General features: G+C 33.1%; 21 protein-coding genes. 9 read left to right on the forward strand and 12 right to left on the reverse strand.

The annotated features are described in order from the left end of the window. Position 1: 1 nt before the first annotated feature. On the forward strand, positions 2–709 hold the full coding sequence (locus tag BLW23_RS17510) for a response regulator transcription factor (RefSeq protein WP_093672290.1): 708 nt from the start codon (positions 2–4) through the stop codon (positions 707–709). A gap of 38 nt (positions 710–747) precedes the next feature. On the opposite strand, the gene BLW23_RS23070 is transcribed toward BLW23_RS17510, so the two are convergent. The 3 genes from BLW23_RS23070 to BLW23_RS17520 form a co-directional block, all read right to left on the reverse strand. Further along, positions 748–933, reverse strand: a complete 186-nt coding sequence (locus tag BLW23_RS23070; RefSeq protein ID WP_143032220.1) for a hypothetical protein — start codon at positions 931–933, stop codon at positions 748–750. 314 nt (positions 934–1,247) lie between these two features. Next, entirely contained in the window at positions 1,248–1,799 is a 552-nt protein-coding gene (locus BLW23_RS17515) for a hypothetical protein (protein WP_093672292.1), read from the reverse strand. Between the two features lie 79 nt (positions 1,800–1,878). Further along, positions 1,879–2,106 (reverse strand): DUF7660 family protein, encoded by a 228-nt coding sequence (locus tag BLW23_RS17520; protein ID WP_093672294.1) that lies wholly within the window; start codon positions 2,104–2,106, stop codon positions 1,879–1,881. 429 nt (positions 2,107–2,535) lie between these two features. On the opposite strand from BLW23_RS17520, the gene BLW23_RS17525 reads away from it, so the two are divergent. Next, on the forward strand, positions 2,536–3,222 hold the full coding sequence (locus BLW23_RS17525; RefSeq protein WP_093672296.1) for a hypothetical protein: 687 nt from the start codon (positions 2,536–2,538) through the stop codon (positions 3,220–3,222). Continuing rightward, positions 3,222–3,764, forward strand: coding sequence for a hypothetical protein (locus tag BLW23_RS17530; RefSeq protein WP_093672298.1), 543 nt, complete (start codon positions 3,222–3,224; stop codon positions 3,762–3,764). The genes BLW23_RS17525 and BLW23_RS17530 overlap by 1 nt, the downstream gene beginning before the upstream one ends. A gap of 1,079 nt (positions 3,765–4,843) precedes the next feature. Here BLW23_RS17530 and argH read toward each other — a convergent pair. From argH to BLW23_RS17585, 9 genes are all read right to left on the reverse strand, one after another. Then, positions 4,844–6,121, reverse strand: coding sequence for an argininosuccinate lyase (gene argH / locus BLW23_RS17540; RefSeq protein ID WP_093672302.1), 1,278 nt, complete (start codon positions 6,119–6,121; stop codon positions 4,844–4,846). 335 nt (positions 6,122–6,456) lie between these two features. Further along, a complete protein-coding gene (locus tag BLW23_RS17545; protein ID WP_093672304.1) occupies positions 6,457–7,554 on the reverse strand; it encodes a M20 family metallo-hydrolase in 1,098 nt (365 codons plus the stop codon). After that, entirely contained in the window at positions 7,554–8,330 is a 777-nt protein-coding gene (gene argB, locus BLW23_RS17550) for an acetylglutamate kinase (RefSeq protein WP_093672306.1), read from the reverse strand. The genes BLW23_RS17545 and argB overlap by 1 nt, the downstream gene beginning before the upstream one ends. 248 nt (positions 8,331–8,578) lie before the next feature. Beyond that, positions 8,579–9,517 (reverse strand): N-acetylornithine carbamoyltransferase, encoded by a 939-nt coding sequence (locus BLW23_RS17560; protein ID WP_093672308.1) that lies wholly within the window; start codon positions 9,515–9,517, stop codon positions 8,579–8,581. Further along, entirely contained in the window at positions 9,514–10,653 is a 1,140-nt protein-coding gene (locus tag BLW23_RS17565) for an aspartate aminotransferase family protein (RefSeq protein ID WP_093672310.1), read from the reverse strand. The genes BLW23_RS17560 and BLW23_RS17565 overlap by 4 nt, the downstream gene beginning before the upstream one ends. Further along, positions 10,650–11,450, reverse strand: coding sequence for a pyrroline-5-carboxylate reductase (proC, locus tag BLW23_RS17570; protein ID WP_093672312.1), 801 nt, complete (start codon positions 11,448–11,450; stop codon positions 10,650–10,652). Before proC ends, BLW23_RS17565 begins: the two co-directional genes overlap by 4 nt. A 50-nt stretch (positions 11,451–11,500) precedes the next feature. Then, on the reverse strand, positions 11,501–12,478 hold the full coding sequence (gene argC / locus BLW23_RS17575) for an N-acetyl-gamma-glutamyl-phosphate reductase (protein WP_093672314.1): 978 nt from the start codon (positions 12,476–12,478) through the stop codon (positions 11,501–11,503). A 68-nt stretch (positions 12,479–12,546) separates the two neighbouring features. Then, positions 12,547–13,725, reverse strand: coding sequence for an argininosuccinate synthase (gene argG / locus BLW23_RS17580; protein ID WP_093672316.1), 1,179 nt, complete (start codon positions 13,723–13,725; stop codon positions 12,547–12,549). A gap of 65 nt (positions 13,726–13,790) precedes the next feature. Continuing rightward, positions 13,791–14,471 carry a GNAT family N-acetyltransferase gene (locus tag BLW23_RS17585; protein ID WP_093672318.1) on the reverse strand — a complete coding sequence of 227 codons (681 nt, stop codon included), beginning with the start codon at positions 14,469–14,471 and terminating at the stop codon, positions 13,791–13,793. Positions 14,472–15,369: 898 nt separating this feature from the next. Here BLW23_RS17585 and BLW23_RS17590 point away from each other — a divergent pair. The 6 genes from BLW23_RS17590 to ilvA are packed head-to-tail and all read left to right on the forward strand — an operon-like array spanning position 15,370 to position 23,037. Continuing rightward, on the forward strand, positions 15,370–16,257 hold the full coding sequence (locus BLW23_RS17590; RefSeq protein WP_093672321.1) for a branched-chain amino acid transaminase: 888 nt from the start codon (positions 15,370–15,372) through the stop codon (positions 16,255–16,257). A 3-nt stretch (positions 16,258–16,260) separates the two neighbouring features. Beyond that, positions 16,261–17,937, forward strand: a complete 1,677-nt coding sequence (ilvD, locus tag BLW23_RS17595; RefSeq protein WP_093672323.1) for a dihydroxy-acid dehydratase — start codon at positions 16,261–16,263, stop codon at positions 17,935–17,937. Positions 17,938–17,979: 42 nt separating this feature from the next. Then, positions 17,980–19,713: a biosynthetic-type acetolactate synthase large subunit gene (gene ilvB, locus BLW23_RS17600; RefSeq protein ID WP_093672325.1), complete on the forward strand. Its 1,734-nt coding sequence runs from the start codon at positions 17,980–17,982 to the stop codon at positions 19,711–19,713. A 2-nt stretch (positions 19,714–19,715) separates the two neighbouring features. After that, positions 19,716–20,240: an acetolactate synthase small subunit gene (ilvN, locus tag BLW23_RS17605; protein ID WP_176829869.1), complete on the forward strand. Its 525-nt coding sequence runs from the start codon at positions 19,716–19,718 to the stop codon at positions 20,238–20,240. A gap of 32 nt (positions 20,241–20,272) precedes the next feature. After that, positions 20,273–21,769, forward strand: a complete 1,497-nt coding sequence (ilvC, locus tag BLW23_RS17610) for a ketol-acid reductoisomerase (RefSeq protein WP_093673171.1) — start codon at positions 20,273–20,275, stop codon at positions 21,767–21,769. A 2-nt stretch (positions 21,770–21,771) separates the two neighbouring features. Continuing rightward, on the forward strand, positions 21,772–23,037 hold the full coding sequence (gene ilvA, locus BLW23_RS17615) for a threonine ammonia-lyase IlvA (protein ID WP_093672329.1): 1,266 nt from the start codon (positions 21,772–21,774) through the stop codon (positions 23,035–23,037). Positions 23,038–23,046: the final 9 nt, after the last annotated feature.

Consider the following 23,046-nt stretch of genomic DNA (forward strand, 5'->3'; position numbering starts at 1 on the left):
TATGGATACACAACCGAGAAAAAAAATATTATTAGTTGAAGATGACCCCAACTTTGGAATGGTTTTAAAGGCTTTTTTAGAAATTAAAAAGTTTGATGTAACACTATGTAAAGATGGAGGAAAGGCTTTGATAATTGTAAAAAATCAACTCTTCGATTTTTTTATACTTGATGTAATGCTGCCTAACAAGGATGGTTTTTCGATTGCAAAAGAATTAAAAGACAAAGGAATTAAAACTCCCTTTATTTTTTTAACAGCCCGAATAATGAAAGAAGATAAAGTAAAAGGTTTTGAATTGGGAGCTTTAGATTATTTGGAAAAACCTTTTGATCCTGATATTTTATACTTGAAAATTCAAGCGCTTCTCGGGAAACAATCTGAGGTTGTCTTGGATGATGAAAGTACTATCTATGAAATTGGAAATTTTAAATTAGATGTGGTAAAGAGAGTTCTTGTTTTGAATGATATCGAAACAAAATTAACATACAAAGAGAGTGAACTGCTGAAAATGTTAATAGCCTTTAAAGATAACATACTATTGCGTTCGCAAGCACTTTCTGAAATATGGGGAGACGATAATTACTTTACAACCAAAAGCATGGACGTTTATATAACCAAACTAAGGAAATATTTAAAAAGCGATAAAGAGAATAAAATTGAAATTCAAAACATCCACGGTAAGGGGTTTAGGTTGATTTTAAATGAATAAAATAGTATCACTACAATATGACTTATTATGCAGGAGTATTATATTTTATGACCTAAATTATTGTAGGCAATAATACTATTAATTTCATTTCTTAAACCTTGATAAGGTACATTATTGGCATTGGCTACTTTCATAATTTGTTCTCTTACTTTGGATTGTCGTTTATAGCAAATAATCCCTATGATGAAAAGGATAAAGACTAAAGTTCCGAGAATAATGAGCATACCAGTTTTTATCGTGTTATAGTCAGAAATAGAGTAACTTTTTCCAGCAAATAGAAAATTACTAAGAACAATAACACCAATTAGGATGCATAAAGTTATAATAAACCATTTGTAAGGAATAAGGTATTAGAAGTAGTCATCAAATATTTCTTGAAGTGATTCATCTCTATTTTCTAATTGATTCACTAATGTTAGACTGTTATTGTTCTCTGTGTTCATAATTTTAAAAAAAGAAAGGCTCAGGTTCGAATTTAATTTTGGAAGATGTTCATTAATTACCGACATATTACATCCTTTATAGAATCAATAACGTTTTAAGTAAACAAAGTAATTACTTTTAATAAAGCCAAAACAAAAAGTATGATGGCTAGCCCAATACGAAAAGCAGGTTTTGAAAAGAAAGTATATTCTTTGTAGATATCGTTGTACTGAAGTACATGGAAATCTTGATTGTTTTGTTCAATAACAGCAATTATTTTGTTGATAGTGCTATCAAATATTTCTCCTTCTTCTCCCAATTTCGAACCTCCAATCATAATAGTTTTTTCGTTGCTTAGCTTTAAGTAAAAGCCTTTTTGAGAACCTCCTCGATCATCAATATAGTATCCAATGATATCGTTATGAGCAATGATTTGATCATTAATTTTAATGGATTCGCTATTCCTTAAATCTATTTTAGTGGTTTTTTTTGACAATCTAAACCCTAAATAAAAACATAATCCTAAGGCTGGAATAAAGAGAAGGAAAAGATTCATGTTTTCGGTATATATAGATGAAACGGCACTTATACCAATAATCAAAGGGAAACCAATAGCTATAGTAGTAATTAGTGTTTTTAGGGAGAGTGTTTTTAATTCAATGTTCATTTAACTAAATTTTTAGCTAAAAGTACATGGAATGATTGTGAGGGTTTGTATTGAATTGGTATTCGTAGTATTGAGGTTGTTATTCGTATATAGAAGCTCCTTTTAAAATATCAGCGAATATTTTCCAAGATGGAATTTCAGAGTTTATATTCTGGTTTGTATTGTCATAAAAAGCTTGTATCTCTTCTGTATAACGAGATATTGCCTCTAAATAATCATTTAGGCTATTATTCTCCCATTTGTCGGGATTCTTTCTTAAATCTGTATTGAGATTTTTAACTACTTCAATAAAATCTTTTCTGGTCATTTGGTATATAACAATTTGAATGAATTGGTTACGATTTAATATAATGTTGGATTGATCTCATTAATGAAAGCATTAAATTTAGTTCTAACCTTTTATTATTGTATTGGAAAAACTCCAATATACTAATGATTTTTTTGTAATTTTCAAGAACCTAACTAAACTACAACTTACTATGGCTAATCATACCCTATTCTTAGGAATGTATTCTTTTGGAATAAAAAAAAGCGTGCAAGAAATACTGAATTAATTTCTACGAATGATTTTCTGAGTTCTATTTACAAGGAAGTAGAACAGAAATTCGGAAAAGGATTTGTACAAGATGTTATTAAGATTCTTGATACAGAAAATTCATTCAAAAACAATAAAAATACCCATGGAGGTATACTTGAAGAATATGATTTTAATCATGAAAGTCGAACTCTTGATTTAATGATTAATGGTGGATTGACAGGAGTTAAACAGTATGTGATAGATGAAGAAAAGAAGAAAAATGTTGTTTCCAATAAAGATATAGTAGGTTCAATGGTTTTTGCTAGAATATGGATGCCCACAAATTCAAATCATGTGTATCTGTTTCTTCAAAAGAATGGTTCATTAACTATTAAACCTTTATTTGACGACTTGTTTAAGAAAATATTGGCTAATTATTCTCTTGGTATATCTGGAAGGAAGCTCCAAGCAACAACAACGAAAAAGAGACAAGAAGAGTTTTTGAGTAAATCTCAAATTTTAAACGTAACACTGATAAGAAAAAAAAGCATACATGATACAGCAGCCATTTCAGCGGATAGGGCATCGATTAAGTTCGGTAGTATAAAGAATAGTAATGGAAAAATTGATGATCAAGATATTCAGGTTCTTCTAAAGAGTCATGGCGTCTCAGCAAAAATGGGACAGGATGATATAAAAGTAACATATGTCAGGAATCATGATGGATATAAGGAAAAAAAGACTGTTGAAATTGATACTTCAGATGAAACTATAAATATTGTTCCAAATATTAGAGTCCCGTTTGAATGTATTAATGCGGATAACTCACCAAATTTTAAAAAAATGCAGGAGCTGGTTAATAATGAGATTGAACAAATAAAGAAAGAAGCAAAAAAGTCTAAATAGTGCTAGATTTTAGAAGTTATAGAGAGATATACCTGAAAGCAATAAAAAGCATAAAAAGTGATAGTGATAATGAAATTATTTCAGACCCTTTTAATGTTATTTTATATTATGCTTTATTTTATTTTTTACCTGTACTGTTTGTAGTTCTTGTTGTATTTAATGATGTGAAACTTTCCTCATTTGATAAGGTTTTAGCGGCCGGAGTTGCAATTTTTACAGGACTGTTTTTTTCGTTGTTATTGAATATTAGTTCAAGGATAAGGATTGAAAAGAGTAATATTAATATTGATGAAGATTCTTTTAGAAGGTATAAAAATAGCATGAAACAAATAGCAAATATTACCCTTTACATAATTTCTTTAGGAATATATGTAGTAATGCTGGTATTACTTAATTATTTGATAAGAGATTTTAACGAATATATTGAAACTATTATTACTTCGTTAGCTTTTTTCATTCTAACTAGATATTTATTGTCGATTTTATTCATGATACAAAGGTTTAAGTATATTATAAGGGATGAAATTGAAAATATTCTATAGTTCAATAAAATTATATTTTGAATAAGGGATATAAACTAAAAAAAGCAAGACCTATCTATTTAGAATCTTGCTCTTCTGCTAATAATGTACTTTTGTCTAAAGTCTAAAGTCTAAAGTCTAAAGTCTAAAGTCCAAAGTCCAAAGTCCAAAGTCCAAAGTCCAAAGTCCAAAGTCCAAATTTCTAGCTTTGTATGAGATAAAAGGGGTGCTATCGTTCTTTATAATAGTAGTTTGTTTGATTTAACACTCAACACTCAACACTCAACATTCAACATTCATAATTTATAATAGATTCATCTTTTCCTGAATTTTATCCAAGCTTTATATTATGCTTTATTTTATTTTTTACCTGTACTGTTTGTAGTTCTTGTTGTATTTAATGATGTGAAACTTTCCTCATTTGATAAGGTTTTAGCGGCCGGAGTTGCAATTTTTACAGGACTGTTTTTTTCGTTGTTATTGAATATTAGTTCAAGGATAAGGATTGAAAAGAGTAATATTAATATTGATGAAGATTCTTTTAGAAGGTATAAAAATAGCATGAAACAAATAGCAAATATTACCCTTTACATAATTTCTTTAGGAATATATGTAGTAATGCTGGTATTACTTAATTATTTGATAAGAGATTTTAACGAATATATTGAAACTATTATTACTTCGTTAGCTTTTTTCATTCTAACTAGATATTTATTGTCGATTTTATTCATGATACAAAGGTTTAAGTATATTATAAGGGATGAAATTGAAAATATTCTATAGTTCAATAAAATTATATTTTGAATAAGGGATATAAACTAAAAAAAGCAAGACCTATCTATTTAGAATCTTGCTCTTCTGCTAATAATGTACTTTTGTCTAAAGTCTAAAGTCTAAAGTCTAAAGTCTAAAGTCTAAAGTCTAAAGTCCAAAGTCCAAAGTCCAAAGTCCAAAGTCCAAAGTCCAAAGTCCAAAGTCCAAAGTCCAAATTTCTAGCTTTGTATGAGATAAAAGGGGTGCTATCGTTCTTTATAATAGTAGTTTGTTTGATTTAACACTCAACACTCAACACTCAACACTCAACATTCAACATTCATAATTTATAATAGATTCATCTTTTCCTGAATTTTATCCAAGCTTAAATTATGAATACTTCCTGAGTGACTATGTTTTTTAGAAGTATCGGGAACATAGGAACCATCTGAAACTTCACCACCTATTTTTTTATAAGCGTCTCTAAAACTCATACCTTTCTCTACTAGAGTATTGATATTATCAACCGTAAATAAATATTTATATTTATCATCATTCAGGTCAATATCTTTAACAATAATCTGTTGAATGGCATAATCAAAAATATCGAGTACATCTTTTAAATCTTCGAAAGCATACAAAATATTTTCTTTTAATAACTGATAATCTCTATGGTAACCACTTGGCAAATTATTCGTTAATAATAATGTTTCGGTATATAAAGCCTGAATTTTATTACACTTACCTCTAATCAACTCGAAAACATCAGGATTCTTTTTATGAGGCATAATGCTACTACCAGTGGTTAGTTCATCTGGAAAAGTGATAAAACCAAAATTCTGACTCATATACAAACAAACATCCATCGCAAAACGAGACAAGGTATTTGCTAATCCACCTAAAGCCATGGCTACTGTTCGCTCACTTTTTCCTCTGCTCAATTGTGCTGCTACTACATTGTATTTTAAGGAGTTAAAATTAAGTTCTTTTGTCGTAAACTCCCTGTCAATAGGAAAGGAGCTACCATAACCTGCTGCTGAACCTAAGGGGTTTTGATCCACTGTTTTTAAAGCTGCTTCCACCAAATATAAGTCGTCAATTAACAATTCGGCATAAGCCGAAAACCAAAGTCCAAAAGAGGAGGGCATAGCAACCTGTAAATGTGTATAACCAGGTAATAAATGATCTTTATACTGCTCAGCAAGTTGCAATAAGGTACCAAAAAGTGTTTTTGTTTTTTTAATAAGTATTTCAAGGTTATCCTTATAATACAATTGTAAAGCGACTAAAACCTGATCGTTCCTTGAACGAGCCGTATGTATTTTTTTACCCACCTCACCATATTGTTTGGTAAGCTCATATTCAATTTTCGAGTGTACATCTTCAAACTCAGAATCAATAATAAAAGTACCCTCTTTTATTTGCTGTTTCAATTTTTCAAGCCCTTCAATAAGCTGAGTTAATTCTTCTTTTGATAAAATGCCAATGCTGTTTAACATTTTGGCATGAGCCGAAGAAGCTTGTACATCATAAGAAGCAATAAATAGATCTATTTCTCTGTCATTTCCAACGGTAAAACTCTCTATTTTTTTATCGATGCTTACGCCTTTATCCCAAAGTTTCATATTTGTCTTTAGTTTTTAATGCGGATTATTTAGCTATGAATAACATAAATATCCAGTCTATAATGTAATTATTCATAAAGTTTCATTGTATTCAGTATCACGTTGGATTACTTCGACCCTGTACGAATAACTTACTTTTATTTTTTAAAAAGCATTAAACTTCGAATAGTTGTACTAATTGTGTTGTACCCTTCTAAAACAAACAAAATTCTATCTATTCTCCGTTTAATGCTTACACTAATTCAAGCATTAATGCAATATGAGTGTCTTTAATCGAACAAAGTTTTAATCATTTTTTTTCACTCATCATTGTATTAATATTTTTAATTCTTGTATTACTTTTCTGCTGTGTTTAAAGCAACAGCTTTTTCTTTTAGTACTTTACTTAATAGTTGAATATACAAATCAATACCCTCTTCGATTTCATTTACATATATAAATTCATCGGCAGTATGTGAACGTGTACTATCTCCAGGACCTAGTTTTAAAGATGGACAGCTCAGCACCGACTGATCTGATAAGGTAGGAGAGCCATAGGTTTCCCGACCAAGTTCAATTCCAGCCTGTACCAATTCATGTTCTTTCGGAATAGAAGAGGAGTTTAAATTTAATCCTCTTGGTGTAATTGAGCTGCATGGAGCGTTATTTTGTAAGTAATCGCTAATTTCTTGATTGGTATATTGATCATTTACACGAACATCAACTACTAAAGAGACATTGGCAGGTACTGCATTATGTTGTTTTCCAGCATTGATTTGTGTTACCGTTAATTTTACGTCACCTAGAGTCTCAGAAGTTTTATCAAAACGTACATTTTTAAACCATTCCAACACTTTAATAGTATTATAAATGGCATTATCTGTGTTTGGATGGGCAGCATGACTTGGTGTTCCTTTGACTTCAGCGTCGAAAACAACCAACCCTTTTTCGGCTATAGCTAATTGCATTAATGTTGGTTCTCCTACAATAGCAACATCAATTTTTGGTAATGTTTTTAATAAGCCATTTAGTCCATCAGGGCCACTACTTTCTTCCTCTGCTGTTCCGGCAAATACAAGATTATAAGACAAGTTACTTCGTTGGTAAAAATAGGTGTATGTAGCTAGTAAAGAAACCAAACAACCTCCCGCATCGTTACTTCCTAAGCCATAGAGTTTTCCATTCTCAACAATTGCCTTAAATGGGTCTTTTGTATATCCATTATTGGGTTTTACGGTGTCATGGTGTGAGTTCAATAATAGGGTAGGTTTCGAAGGGTCAAATTCCTTGTGAACAGACCAAACATTGTTTTGAGTTCGTGTATATGGAATCTCATAGTTTTTAAACCATGCTTCCAATAGTAAAGCAGTATTGTCTTCTTCGGAAGAGAAAGAAGGGGTTTCTATTAAGTTTTTTAATAGTTCAATTGCTTTTGTGGTGAGTTTTTGTATCATTATAATTGCAATAATGTATGTTTTGTTTGTTGATTAAATAGCATGTCGGTTTTTCCAATATGTACTTGATAAACGTTGTTTTTAAGTGCGTGAAAACAATTATCTAACTTCGGAATCATCCCTTCAAAAATCACCTGTTCACTTTTTAATGCTTGATAGGTGTTTAAATCGATTTCTTCAATAACAGAATCGGGGTTGTCAATATTTCTTAAAACACCATCTTTCTCAAAACAATAATAGAGTTCTGTACTATAATTTTGACCGAAAGCAATGGCTAATTCAGAAGCAATGGTGTCTGCGTTTGTATTCAATAGATTCCCTTCTATGTCATGAGTTATGGCACAGAAAACAGGAGTAATTCCATTATTTAATAATAACTCTAATGTTGAGGTGTTTACTTTCACTATATCGCCAGCATATCCGAAGTCAATAGGTTTTGAAGGTCTTTTTACGGAAACAATGGTTTGAGCATCGGCACCAGTAAATCCTAAAGCATTTACCTTATTAGCTTGTAATTTTGCTACAATGTTTTTGTTGATTTTTCCAGCATATACCATTGTAATAATGTCGAGTGTAGCTTCGTCAGTAACTCTTCTACCATCAATCATTTTTACAGGAACCTCCATTTTTTTAGCTAATTCAGAGGCTAGTTTTCCACCACCATGAACCAATACTTTAGGACCAGTAATTTTAGAAAAGTTCGCTATAAAGCTATCGAGCGCTTCGTTATTATTAATGATGTTTCCACCTATTTTTACGATCTTTATTGTTTCCACTCTATATGGTTTTAATTTTAAATTTTTAATTCTAAATTTTGAGTTTTAAGTAAAGAATTGAATCTTACAACACTCAACACTCAACACTCAACACTCAACACTCAACACTCAACACTCAACACTCAACACTCAACACTCAACACTCAACACTCAACACTCAACACTCAACACTCAACACTCAACACTCAACACTCAACACTCAACACTCAACACTCAACACTCAACACTCAACACTCAAAATTTATAAATTACTTCAACTGAGTTAATAATTCTTTTAATACTATCTGTGCCGCATAGGTTCTATTGTTCGCTTGTTCTATAACTAAAGAGTTATTTCCGTCTAAAACGGCATCTTCAGCAACAACATTTCTACGAATGGGCAGGCAGTGCATAAACTTGGCGTTTCCCAATTTTTCTTGCGTAATCATCCAGTCAGTATTGTTTTGGAGGATTTTACCATAATCAGAAAATGAGCTCCAATTTTTCGTATATATAAAATCAGCATTTTTAAAAGCTTCGTCTTGGTCGTATACAATTTGAGCGTTTTTGGTAACGTTAGGATCTAGTTCATACCCCGAGGGATGTGTAATTACAAAATCAACATCAACCTTATTCATTAAATGAACAAATCCATTGGCAACCGAATGCGGCAACGCCTTTGGATGAGGTGCCCATGACAATACTACTTTTGGCTTTTTTTTAGATTTCTGTTCTTCTAAAGTAATTCCGTCGGCCAGAGCTTGTAAAGGATGATCTGTGGCACTTTCCATGTTTACAATTGGAACTGTAGCATATTTTTTGAAACTATTGATAATTAATTCTGAAGTATCTTTTGCTTTATCCGTTAATGTTGGAAAAGCTCTTACAGCAATAATATTGCCATATTGAGATACTACTTCTGCCGCCTCTTTAATATGTTCCGAAGTATTTAAATTCATAACAGTACCATCTTCGAATTCCATGTTCCAAGCATGTGAAATATTTAAAACACTTACTTCCATACCCAGATTTTTTGCAGCTTTTTCAGTACTCAATCTTGTACGTAAACTAGCATTAAAGAAAAGCATTACTAAGGTTTTATTTTTACCTAAGTCATTATATTGAAAGGGATTCTTTTTTAATTGAATCGCTTTCTCAATAATTGAATCGAGGTTTTGAATATCATCTAGGCTAGTATAATGTTTCATAGGGTGACAGCTTTTAGTTCCTTTTGTAAGGCATTAATAAAAGTATCTACATGTTCTTTTTGTAAAGTCAATGAAGGGAGTAATCTCAATAAATTCGGATTTTTAGCACTTCCTGTAAAAATATGCTGATCAAATAATAGTGATTTTCTTAGCGATGCTATCGGGTAAGAAAACTCTATACCTAACATTAATCCTCTTCCTTTAATTGCTGTTACTTGCGGAATTTCTTTCAACTTTTCAATGAAATATGCTGATATCTCTTTTACGTTATTTATTAAGTTTTCTTCTTGTAAAACGTTTACAACTGCTAAAGAGGCTGCGCAGGCTAAGTGGTTTCCTCCAAAAGTAGTACCTAAAAGACCGAATGAGGCTTCAATTTTTGGATGGATCAAAATACCTCCAATAGGAAAACCATTCCCCATTCCTTTTGCCATTGAGATAATATCAGGAGTAATACCGTGCTTTTGGAAAGCAAAGAAGTCTCCAGTTCTTCCGAAACCAGATTGAATTTCGTCAGCAATTAATAAAGTATTGTATTCTTTACATAATCTTTCTAAACCTTGATAAAAATGAGTTGAAGCCTCGTCTAAACCACCAACTCCTTGAATAGTTTCTATAATAACAGCACAAACATCATTCGTTTGCAAAGCTTTTTCGACTCCTACTAAATCTTCAAATTCTAAAAAAGCGACCTCTTGTTGTGCATTAATAGGAGCCACAATTTTAGGATTGTCGGTTGCCGCTACTGCCGCGGAAGTTCTACCATGGAATGAATTTTTAAAAGCAATTACTTTCTTTTTATTCGTATGGAAAGAGGCTAATTTCAATGCATTTTCATTGGCTTCAGCTCCAGAGTTACATAAGAATAAATGATAGTCATGACAATTGGAAATTGAAGTAATTTTCTTGGCAAGTTCTACTTGTAAAGGATTTTGAATAGAATTACTATAAAACCCAAGAGCATTTACTTGGTCGGTAATAGCTTTTGTATAGTTAGGATGAGCATGACCGATTGAAATAACCGCATGACCTCCGTATAAATCTAAATATTTAGTATTGTCGGTATCGTAAACAAATACATCTTTTCCTTTTACAGGAGTTACATCGAAAAGAGGGTATACATTAAACAAACTCATATTTGTTCTTTTTTTATCGTGTTAATTTTGTTGAACGAGGCTACCATTCCTTGAATTAAAGCGGCGCTTAATCCTTTGTGTTCCATTTCATTTAAGCCTTCAATAGTGCAACCTTTAGGAGTGGTAACTTTGTCTATTTCTTCTTCTGGATGATTTCCAGAAGTAATTAAAAGATTGGCTGCACCTTCGCTAGTAAACATGGCTAATTCTTGTGCTTCTTTTGCATCAAAACCAAGTTGTATAGCGGCTTGTGTGGTGGCCCGTATCAAACGCATCCAAAAAGCGATTCCACTTGCACAAACTACAGTTGCGGCTTGCATTTGATTTTCTGGAATGACTAAACTATTTCCCAAAACATTAAAAATAGAGGTGGCAATTTTTACATGACCATTGGCGTGTGAATTACTACAAATGCAAGTCATAGATTTACCCACAGCTATCGCCGTATTTGGCATTGCTCTAAGAATATTGTTTTTCTCACCTATGGTATCTTCAATTTTCTGTATTGAAAACCCTGTTATGGTTGAAATGATAACGTGTTTTTCAGTAAGTACTGTTTGAATATTTTGTAGTATTTTTTCAAAATGTCTCGGTTGAACAGCAAAGATTAGTACGTCCGAATTTTTTACTGCCTTGAGGTTGTCGGTACCTAAGAAAACGTTTTTAGTATTGTTAAACTCCTGTAGTTCGTCTAAATTTCTTTTTGTTAAATAAAGACTCTCAAACGCATTATTCTTAATCAATCCTTTTGCAATTGATTTTCCTAAATTTCCCGTTCCTATAATGGCTATTTTCACTTGAGTATTTTTAGTTTGTTTATGTTTTGTATATCTATTCTCTAATAGATTTAGAAATAATTGGCTTTCAATTGTAATCCGGTTCCTTCAGGAAGGTCAAACAATAGATTCATGTTTTGAACAGCTTGGCCAGAAGCTCCTTTCAATAGATTATCAATAATACTGGTAATTAAAAGCTTGTTATTGTGTTTATGTAAATGGATTAAACATTTATTCGTATTCACTACTTGCTTTAAATGAATTGGTGTGTCAGAAACATGGGTGAAGGGTGCATCTTTATAAAAAGAAGTATACAATTCTTTAGCTTCTTCAATTGTTCCATTGAAATTAGTATACAATGAAGCAAATATTCCTCTTGAAAAATTACCTCTATTAGGTAAAAACAGGATATCCGATTTAAAATCTGATTGTAGTTCTTTTACCGTTTGGTTGATTTCTCCTAAATGTTGATGCGTAAAAGGTTTATAAAAAGAAAAGTTATTATCTCTCCAAGTAAAATGGGTAGTTGCTGATAAGGAGGTTCCTGCTCCGGTAGCCCCAGTAACCGCATTAATATGAATATCATTGCCTAACTTTTTAGCGTTGGCTAATGGTAAAAGAGCTAACTGAATGGCAGTAGCGAAGCAACCTGGATTCGCAATATAACTGCTCTTTTGAATAGTTTCTTTTTGGAATTCTGGTAAGCCGTAAACAAATTCCTTACCATCATGCATATGGTCTTGTGTTAACCTGAAATCGTTGCCTAAATCAATAATTTTGGTTTGTGAAGAAAAGCCGTTGCTGTTCAAAAACTTTTTCGAGTTTCCATGTCCTAAACACAAAAACAAAACGTCTATATTCTCATTGACTTCTTGAGTGAATTTTATATCGGTACTTCCTTCTAAATCCTGATGAATGTGTGAAACTTTATTACCTGCATTAGAGGTGCTATACACGAAATTGATGGTTGCATTTGGATGTTGCAATAACAATCTAATTAATTCTCCTGCTGTGTACCCAGCGCCTCCTATGATTCCTACTTGTATCATGTTGTTTTGTTAATTCTGATTTCGAATTATTAACTGATCATTGATAATTGATCACTGATAATTGCTACCTATTGATTTACTTGTTGGTATATTTTATTTTGATTCCCTAATAGTTTGATAAAACCCTTGGCTTCATCGGCAGTCCAACCTTTATTCATTTCGCCATAACTTCCGAATTTTGCATTCATTAAATCATGTGGTGATTGTACACCATCTAAAGAAAAGTGATACGGCTTTAATGTAACAAATACATCTCCAGTTACTTTTGATTGACTGGTTTCCAAGAAAGATTCAATATCTCTCATTACTGGGTCTAAATACAAACCTTCATGTAAATGCATTCCGTAAAAGTTTGCTAAATATTCTTTGTGTTGCAATTGCCATTTTGTTAGCGTATGTTTTTCTAACAAATGATGCGCTTTTATAGTTATTAATGCCGCAGCGGCTTCAAAACCAACTCTCCCTTTTATTCCAACAATCGTATCACCTACATGAATATCTCTACCAATTCCATATGCTGAAGCAATTGAGTTTAATGTTTCAATATTGGTAACAGGATCATTTCTAAAACCGTTAATAGCAGTAAATTCACCTTTTGTAAAACTTAATTTTATAGCTTCGGGCTCCGTTTTTGTTAATTGAGAGGGGTAGGCATGTTCGGGTAAAGCTTTTTCTGAAGTTAAAGTTTCCTCTCCACCAACACTTGTTCCCCAAAGCCCTTTATTAACAGAGTATTTTGCTTTCTCCCAAGAAAGATCTACACCGTTCGCTTTTAAATAATCGATTTCCTCTTGTCTTGAAAGTTTTAAATCTCTAATTGGAGTAATAATTTCAATCTCGGGAGCAATCGTTTGAAAAATCATATCGAACCTTACTTGATCATTTCCAGCTCCCGTGCTTCCATGAGCAATATATTTGGCATTAATACTTTTTGCATAAGTAATAATTTCTATAGCCTGAATAATTCTTTCAGCACTAACAGAAAGTGGGTAAGTATTGTTTTTTAATACGTTTCCAAAAACTAAATATTTAACTACTTTTTCGTAAAAATCATTAACAGCGTCGATGTTTTTGTAGGTTGTGACTCCCATGGTATAGGCATTTTCTTCAATTCTTTTAATTTCTTCTGAAGAAAACCCGCCAGTATTCACGCTTACAGCATGAATTTCATATCCTTGTTTTGCAAGACTAACGGCACAATATGATGTGTCTAAACCGCCGCTATATGCAATAACTAATTTTTCCATTTTTTTTATATTTTTAAGAGTTTTTCCATGTTATTTAACTAAGAATCCGTTTAAATGGAGTCTAATTATGAAAAAATGCTTCTATACGTTTGTTTTGAATTTCTTTGATTATCCTTTTTATTATTTTCAACCTTTTTCTTCTCCTTTTTTAAATACATTCCTTCTTTAATTCTCTTAAGTCTTTGAAAAACTTTTTCTTTAACTTTTGTTTTTTTAGATACAGCACTCTCAGGATCGTACAACATTCCAGTACATAAACACATTTTTCTTTCTGTTCTTTTTAAAACATCGTAGTTTATACAGGTTTGACATCCTTTCCAAAAGGATTCGTCTTCTGTTAATTCGCTAAAAGTTACTGGTTTGTATCCAAGATCACTATTCATTTTAATAACGGGTAACCCTGTGGTAATACTAAAGATTTTGGCTTCAGGAAACTTGGTTCTTGATAAATCAAAAATGTGTTTTTTAATTTTTTTTGCCAGCCCAATACCTCTATAATCTGGATGAACAATAAGACCAGAGTTTGCTACAAATTTTCCGTGTTCCCAAGATTCTATATAGCAAAATCCTGCAAACTTATCTCCATCTAAAGCAATTACAGCATTACTTTGTTCTATTTTAGAAATAACATAATTAGGGTTGCGTTTCGCAATTCCAGTACCTCTTTTTTGGGCAGCCTGCTCAATGGTGTTACAAATAATTGAAGCATATGAGCTATGTGATGCATTTGCAATAACAATTTTCATTGTACTAATATTTAGTGAAAATTATTTTTTCTTAACTTATTGGTTAAATTGATTCTGAGTTTTAAGAGAAGAGCCGGACTCACCTGAGCTCCATAATTAAGTGTCACCCTTACGGGCGAGGTCGGATAGGAAAGAAAGTGCGAGTTACTATGTCGTTCGAAACGACAATTTGTTTAACTACGATAAAAAAATATATGATTGATTTCAAAACTTGAAAATAAAATGATACAAAAACTCAGTTCACAAAAGCGAAGTAATAGTGTCGGTATTAGCACCGCACTAACAAACTGGGTATGATATTGTATATTCTATTTGTTTGCATAATATGGCAAATCTATAAATTAATTTTAAAAAACAAATATAAATCGTGTTTTTTTTAAGTTAAACATTTTTAGTAGGTTATAAGGACATGTAAAAAGTGGGTAAGAAAAATAAAAAATGGAAATAATTTGTAGAAATCGAAAAAAAATTAAATATTTGCCAATAGAATGAGTAAACAAGTATTAAATATTGTCTCTATTATTATTGTCATTGTGATTATTTCGCAAGGATAAGGGAAGTGATATTTATAATAAAAATATAAGAAAAGGCTTCCAATTTTGGAAGCCTTTTTTAGTTAGAATTAAAATGAATCAAGTTTTAAACATCGTAATTATCGTCATTATTAGCTCATCACCGAGTTGATACGGATAGCTATTACGTTGTAAAAGAGGCCTGTATCAATTGAGTGATACAGGCTTTTTTTTTGACATATGACTATCATGGATGGTTGAATTGTAAAATACTGAAAAACAATAGGTTATGTTAAAAATATGAGGATTGAGAATCATTTAATTCGAATCTATAGAAGAAAAACAATAAAACAATAAAATAATTTCGAAAATAAAAAGGGTAAAAGATGTATTACAAAGAAGAATCTGTAATTTTTTACAATGGAGAATTTGTTAAAGCCAAAGAGGCTTCAACAAGTACCTATGGGCAAACATTACACTATGGTAATGGGGTGTTTGAAGGTATTCGTTCTTATGGTACAACAGAAGGAACAAAAATCTTTAAATCTAAAGAACATTATGAGCGTTTAAAGTTTGGGGTTGAAGTCATGGATATTGATTTTGACTATTCTGTAGAAGAATTAACAGAGATCACGTATGAATTGCTTAGAAGAAATAATGTATCAGATGCTTATATAAGACCGATTGTACTTACGGGAGAAAACATGGGAGTTTTCTCAGCAAAGGGTTCTGATTTGATAATACAATGCTGGGAGTGGGGGAAACTAATGGGAGATAAACTTTTACGTGTAAAAACTTCTAAGTTTCAGCGTCCAAATCCGAAATCGTGTTTTGTGGAAGCAAAAGTGACAGGACACTATGTCAATTCCATCTTAGCAAGTAATGAAGTAAAAAAAGTAGGTTTTGATGAAGCTTTACTTTTAGATATGAATAATAATGTTGCCGAATGTTCTGGTGCCAATATATTTATGGAAAGGACAGGTGTACTGTACACACCTCCAAGAGGACATATAATGGCTGGAATAACAAGGGCTACTATTATTGAATTATGTAAAGAGGAAGGAATTCCAGTTCATGAAAAGCATTTTACACTAGATGAATTGAAATATGCAGATAGTGCCTTTTTTACTGGAACGGCTGCTGAGGTAGTTGGATTACAGTCGATTGATGAATATGAATTTCCTTTGGATTGGGAAAAGTCTCAGGGACAAAAATTAATGAAACTATACAAACAAGAAGTGTTAGGACTTCGTGAAAAATGCTTAACAAACTAACAAATGGAGCTAAATAAATTTAGTAAAAGAGTAACTCAAGACGATACCCAACCAGCAGCACAGGCCATGTTGCATGCCTTGGGATTAACTAACGAAGATTTAAAAAAGCCTTTCGTTGGAATCGCAAGTACAGGGTATGAAGGAAACCCGTGTAATATGCACCTGAACGATCTGGCAAAATTGGTGAAAGAAGGAACACAGAATGAAGATTTAATAGGATTGATATTTAATACTATTGGAGTTTCTGATGGAATATCAATGGGAACTCCTGGAATGCGATTTTCACTACCGTCAAGAGACGTTATTGCTGATTCAATGGAAACTGTAGTACAAGCCATGTCGTATGATGGCTTGGTAACTGTGGTTGGATGTGATAAGAATATGCCTGGTGCATTAATGGCAATGTTGCGTTTAGATAGGCCAGCAGTATTAGTATACGGAGGAACAATAGAGTCAGGCTGTCATGAAGGAAAGAAACTAGATGTGGTTTCGGCTTTTGAGGCTTGGGGAGAAAAAGTAGCAGGTAAAATAGATAATAAAGAATATCAAAGTGTTATCGAAAAAGCTTGCCCTGGAGCGGGCGCTTGTGGTGGTATGTATACTGCAAATACAATGGCTTCTGCTATTGAAGCTTTAGGAATGAGTTTGCCATACAATTCTTCAAATCCTGCAATTAGTGAAGATAAAAAAGAAGAAAGCGTTAGAGCTGGAGAGGCTTTACGCGTTTTGTTAGAGAAAGATATTAAACCTTCTGATATCGTGACGAAAAAATCGCTTGAAAACGCGGTACGATTGGTCACGGTGATGGGAGGTTCTACCAATGCAGTATTACACTTTTTAGCCATAGCGAAAGCGGCTAATGTGGTATTTACTTTAGAAGATTTTCAGAGAATATCAGACAATACCCCATTTTTGGCGGATTTGAAGCCAAGTGGTAAGTTTTTAATGGAAGATGTTCACCGAGTTGGAGGAATTCCGGCGGTATTAAAATATCTTTTAGAGAAAGGATTATTACATGGTGATTGTTTAACCGTTACAGGGAAAACATTAGCAGAAAACTTAATAGAAGTGCCTAGTTTAATCGAAGGACAAGAAGTTATAAAAGCTGTTGAGTCGCCAATTAAAAAAACGGGACATTTAAGAATGTTGTATGGAAATTTAGCAGAAGAAGGTTCAGTAGCGAAGATAACAGGAAAAGAAGGGCTAGTTTTTAAAGGAAAAGCAAAAGTATTTGAAGGTGAATACGAGGCTAATGATGGAATTAGAGACGGTAAGGTTGAAAAAGGTGATGTTGTTGTAATTCGATATGAAGGACCTAAAGGCGGACCAGGAATGCCCGAGATGTTAAAACCAACGGCAGCCATAATGGGAGCTGGATTAGGTAAAGACGTTGCATTGATTACAGATGGTCGTTTTTCGGGAGGAACTCATGGTTTCGTAGTTGGTCATATTACACCAGAAGCTCAAGAAGGAGGAGCAATAGCCTTAGTTAAGGATGGAGATATAATTTCTTTAAATGCTGAAACAAATACAATCAATGTAGAAATTTCAGAAAAGGAATTAGAAGAAAGAAGAAGAAACTGGCAAGCACCTCCGTTAAAGGTAAGCAGAGGAGTTTTGTATAAGTATGCGAAAACAGTTTCATCAGCATCAAATGGATGTGTTACAGATGAATTTTAGAAAGAAGATTAAACGAAAGCTAGCAAATAAATAGAATTAAAAATGGCAACAAAAACACAAGAAAAAATGCAAGATACTGTAAAGGTAAAAGAAACCATTACCGGAGCTGAGGCAGTGATTAAATGTTTGTTGGCAGAAGGTGTGGATGTTCTTTATGGATATCCTGGTGGAGCAATTATGCCGGTATATGATGAGTTTTATAAATACCAAGACAAGATTCATCATGTTTTAACCCGTCACGAACAAGGAGCAACACATGCTGCTCAAGGATATGCAAGAGTCTCTGGAAAAGTTGGAGTGGCAATAGCTACTTCTGGACCTGGAGCAACAAATTTAATTACCGGTATCGCAGATGCTCAAATCGACTCTACTCCTATGGTTTGTATTACGGGGCAGGTAGCTGAGCACTTATTAGGAACGGATGCTTTTCAGGAAACAGATATTGTTGGAATATCAACACCTGTTACAAAATGGAACTATCAAATTACGAAGGCTAGCGAAATTCCTGAGATAATGGCGAAGGCCTTTTATATAGCAAAATCGGGAAGACCAGGACCTGTGTTAATTGATATTACAAAAAACGCTCAGTTTGAAGAGTTCGATTTTGAATATAAAAAATGTACTTCGGTAAGAAGTTATGCGCCAAAAACTCCAGTTGTAAATGAGAAGTTGAAAGATGCTGCTGAATTAATAAATACAGCAAAAAAACCAATGGTGGTTTTTGGTCAAGGGGTTATTTTAGGAGAAGCGGAAGCTGAGTTCAAGGCTTTTATTGAAAAGGCTGGTTTACCATCTGCTTGGACAATTTTGGGATTATCTGCACTACCTACCTCTCATGAACTGAATGTTGGAATGGTGGGAATGCATGGAAACTATGGGCCTAATGTATTAACTAATGATTGTGATGTGTTAATTGCCGTAGGGATGCGTTTTGATGATCGTGTAACTGGTGATTTAAGTAGGTATGCCAAGCAGGCTAAAGTAGTTCATTTTGAAATAGACCCTGCTGAGGTAGATAAAAATGTTAAAACTGAAGTAGCCGTAATAGGAGATGCTAAGGATAGTTTAGCACAAATATTACCGTTGATCAATAAAAACTCTCACACAGAATGGTTAGAAGAATTTAGAAATCATGATGCTATTGAATATGATAAGGTCATAAAAGGAGTGTTGTATCCAGAAAAAGATGGATTAACCATGGGAGAGGTGATGAAAGAAATAAATAATGCTTCTGGTGGTGATGCTGTAATTGTTTCTGATGTTGGGCAACATCAAATGTTTGCTTGTCGTTATGCCGAATTCAATCAATCAAAAAGTAATATAACTTCTGGTGGTTTAGGAACCATGGGATTTGCTTTGCCTGCTGCTATTGGAGCAAAGATGGGAGCGCCTGAGCGAGAAGTGGTAGCGGTTATTGGTGACGGAGGATATCAAATGACAATTCAAGAACTTGGAACCATATTGCAAACAAAAACAGCGGTTAAAATTGTTGTTTTAAATAATGAGTTTTTAGGAATGGTGCGTCAATGGCAACAGTTATTTTTTGATAAACGATACGCGTCAACTGAGATGGTAAATCCAGATTTTGTTACGATTGCAAAAGGATATCAAATAGAAGCAAAAAGAGTTACTAAAAGGGAAGATTTAGCGAGTACTGTTCAAGAAATGATGCGGTCGAAAGACGCTTACTTTTTGGAAGTGTGCGTTGAAAAGGAAGATAATGTATTTCCTATGATACCAACAGGTTCATCAGTGTCAGAAATAAGATTAGAGTAATTATGGAAAATAAGCAAACATATACCATATCAATTTATACAGAAAACAACGTAGGGTTGTTAAATAGGATTTCTTCGATATTTCAAAGAAGACATATTAATATCGAAAGTGTTAATGTTTCGAAGTCAGAGATTAAAAGTGTTTCAAGATTTACGTTACTCGTGAAACTTTCAGAAGATCAGGTAAAGAAGATTTTGGGGCAACTTGAAAGACAAGTGGAAGTAATTAAGGCATATTACCATAGAGATGAAGAAACAATTTATCAAGAATCTTGTCTCTTTAAATTAAGTACCGACTTGTTAACAGACAACGACGAAATTCAGAATGTTATTAATGGTAGTAAGTCGCGTGTAATTAATATTAATAAGGACTTTTTCGTTTTAGAGAAATCAGGTTCAAAAGAAGAGTTGGAAGAATTGTATCATACTTTAGATAAGCATGGAATAATGCAGTTTGTTAGATCTGGAAGAATAGCAATTACTAAAACAGCAATGCCAGTTTCGCAAATGCTAAAAACTTGGGAGTAAAAAATAAACAACATAAACTTTATAATAAAAAAATGGAAAATTATTTTAACCAATTATCACTGAGAGAACAATTGGCTCAATTAGGAAAGTGTAGATTTATGGAGTCTTCAGAATTTGAAGATGGAATAAAGGCGTTAGAAGGAGCCAAGGTGGTAATCGTTGGGTGTGGAGCTCAAGGATTGAATCAAGGATTAAACATGCGCGATTCTGGTTTAGATATTTCTTATGCATTACGTCAATCAGCAATTACAGAAAAACGTCAATCATATAAAAACGCAACTGAAAATGGATTCAAAGTTGGGACTTACGAGGAGTTAATTCCAACAGCCGATTTAGTGTGTAATTTAACACCAGATAAGCAGCATACTCAAGTAGTAAGAGCTGTGATGCCATTAATGAAGGAAGGAGCAACTTTAGCCTATTCTCACGGATTTAATATTGTGGAGGAAGGAATGCAAGTTCGTAAAGATCTTACCGTAATTATGGTTGCACCTAAGTGTCCTGGTTCAGAAGTTAGAGAGGAGTACAAAAGAGGTTTTGGTGTTCCAACTTTAATTGCTGTTCACCCAGAAAACGATCCTCAAAGTAAAGGCTTAGCAGAAGCAAAAGCATATGCTTACGCAACTGGTGGACATAGAGCTGGAGTATTGGAGTCTTCTTTTGTAGCAGAAGTTAAATCTGACTTAATGGGAGAGCAAACTATTCTTTGTGGAGTTCTGCAAACGGGGTCTATTTTATCATTTAATAAAATGGTTGAAGAAGGAATTGAGCCTGCTTATGCTTCTAAATTAATTCAATATGGATGGGAAACCGTAACAGAAGCTTTAAAGCATGGAGGAATCACCAACATGATGGATCGATTATCAAATCCTGCAAAAATCAAAGCTTTTGAATTATCGGAAGAGTTAAAAGATATCATGCGTCCATTATTCCGCAAGCATATGGATGATATTATGTCTGGACATTTTTCGAAAACTATGATGGAAGATTGGGCAAATGATGATAAGAATCTATTAACATGGAGAGCAGAAACAGGAGAAACCGCTTTTGAAAAAACTGCAGCAACAAGTAAAGAAATTTCTGAACAAGAATATTTTGATCATGGTGCATTAATGGTTGCTTTTGTTAGAGCTGGTGTTGAATTGGCTTTTGAAACAATGACTGATGCAGGGATTATTGAAGCATCGGCATATTATGAATCTTTGCACGAAACACCATTGATTGCAAATACAATTGCTAGAAAGAAATTATTCGAAATGAATCGAATTATTTCTGATACAGCGGAGTACGGATGTTATTTATTTGATCATGCTTGTAGACCTTTATTAACGGATTTCATGAAAACTGTATCAACAGAGGTTATCGGAAAATCTTTTGGTACTTCAAATGGAGTTGATAATCAAACGTTAATTGCTGTTAATGACGCAATCAGAAATCATCCAGTTGAACAGTCAGGGAAGGTTTTACGTACTGCTATGACAGCAATGAAAATAGTAAAAACAGAGGCTAGTGAGCCTGTTTTAGCATAATAATGGAGGTAGATACAAAAACATATTATCCAAAATTAATAGATATAAAAAAGGCAGCAGCCACCTTGAAAGAGGTGGTCGCTGTTACACCTTTGTTGTCAAATTATACCTATTCTAAGAAGTATGGTGCTAACGTTTTTTTAAAGCGTGAAGATTTGCAACAAGTTCGCTCGTATAAAATTAGAGGGGCCTATAATAAAATTAGTTCTCTTTCTAAAGAAGAGCTTTCCAATGGTATTGTTTGTGCTAGTGCAGGAAATCATGCACAAGGAGTAGCTTTGGCTTGTAGTAAGAAGCAAATTTTCGGAACTATATTTATGCCAACTCCTACACCAAAACAAAAAGTAGAACAGGTAAGAATGTTTGGAGGTGAATTTGTGGATATTCAGTTGTCTGGAGATACTTTTGATGATGCCTATAATGCGGCTAAATATGTGAGTGATAGTTTAGGGAAAACCTTTGTACATCCTTTTAATGATGCAAAAATAATTGAAGGACAGGGCACTGTTGGTTTAGAGATTATTGAACAATCTGAGCAATCTATTGATTATGTTTTTGTTCCTGTTGGAGGAGGAGGTTTAGCTTCTGGCCTTTCATCAGTGTTTAAAATAATATCACCGGAAACCAAAGTAATTGGTGTAGAGCCTGAAGGTGCTCCATCTATGAAAACTGCGTTTGAGAAAGGTGATAATCTAAAATTGGAAAGCATTGACAAATTTGTTGATGGTGCCGCTGTGCAACAGGTTGGAGATCTTACTTATAAGATTTGTAAAGAGAATCTTACTGAAATGATAACCGTTCCTGAAGGTAAAGTATGTCAAACCATTTTAGATATGTATAACAAAGATGCTATTGTAGTTGAACCTGCGGGAGCACTTACATTGGCAGCATTAGATTTATATAGAGATAAGATTAAAGATAAAAATGTTGTTTGTGTGGTAAGTGGTAGTAATAACGATATTACGAGAACTGCAGAAATAAAAGAAAGAGCCTTATTATTTAATGGCTTAAAGCATTATTTTATCATTCGCTTTCCTCAAAGAGCTGGAGCATTAAAAGAATTTGTAATAGATGTTTTAGGAAAGAATGATGATATTACATTTTTTGAATATTCTAAAAAAACAAGTAGAGAAAATGGACCTGCTGTGGTGGGGGTAGAAATCGAAAGAGTGGAAGATTTACAGCCTTTAATTAACAGAATGAAAGAACGTAATTTCTATGGAGAATATTTAAATAACAAACCGAATTTATTTGAATTTTTAGTATAAATTCCAAAG

Origin of the sequence: Tenacibaculum sp. MAR_2009_124, from assembly GCF_900105455.1 — a bacterium.
Taxonomy (GTDB): Bacteria; Bacteroidota; Bacteroidia; order Flavobacteriales; family Flavobacteriaceae; genus Polaribacter.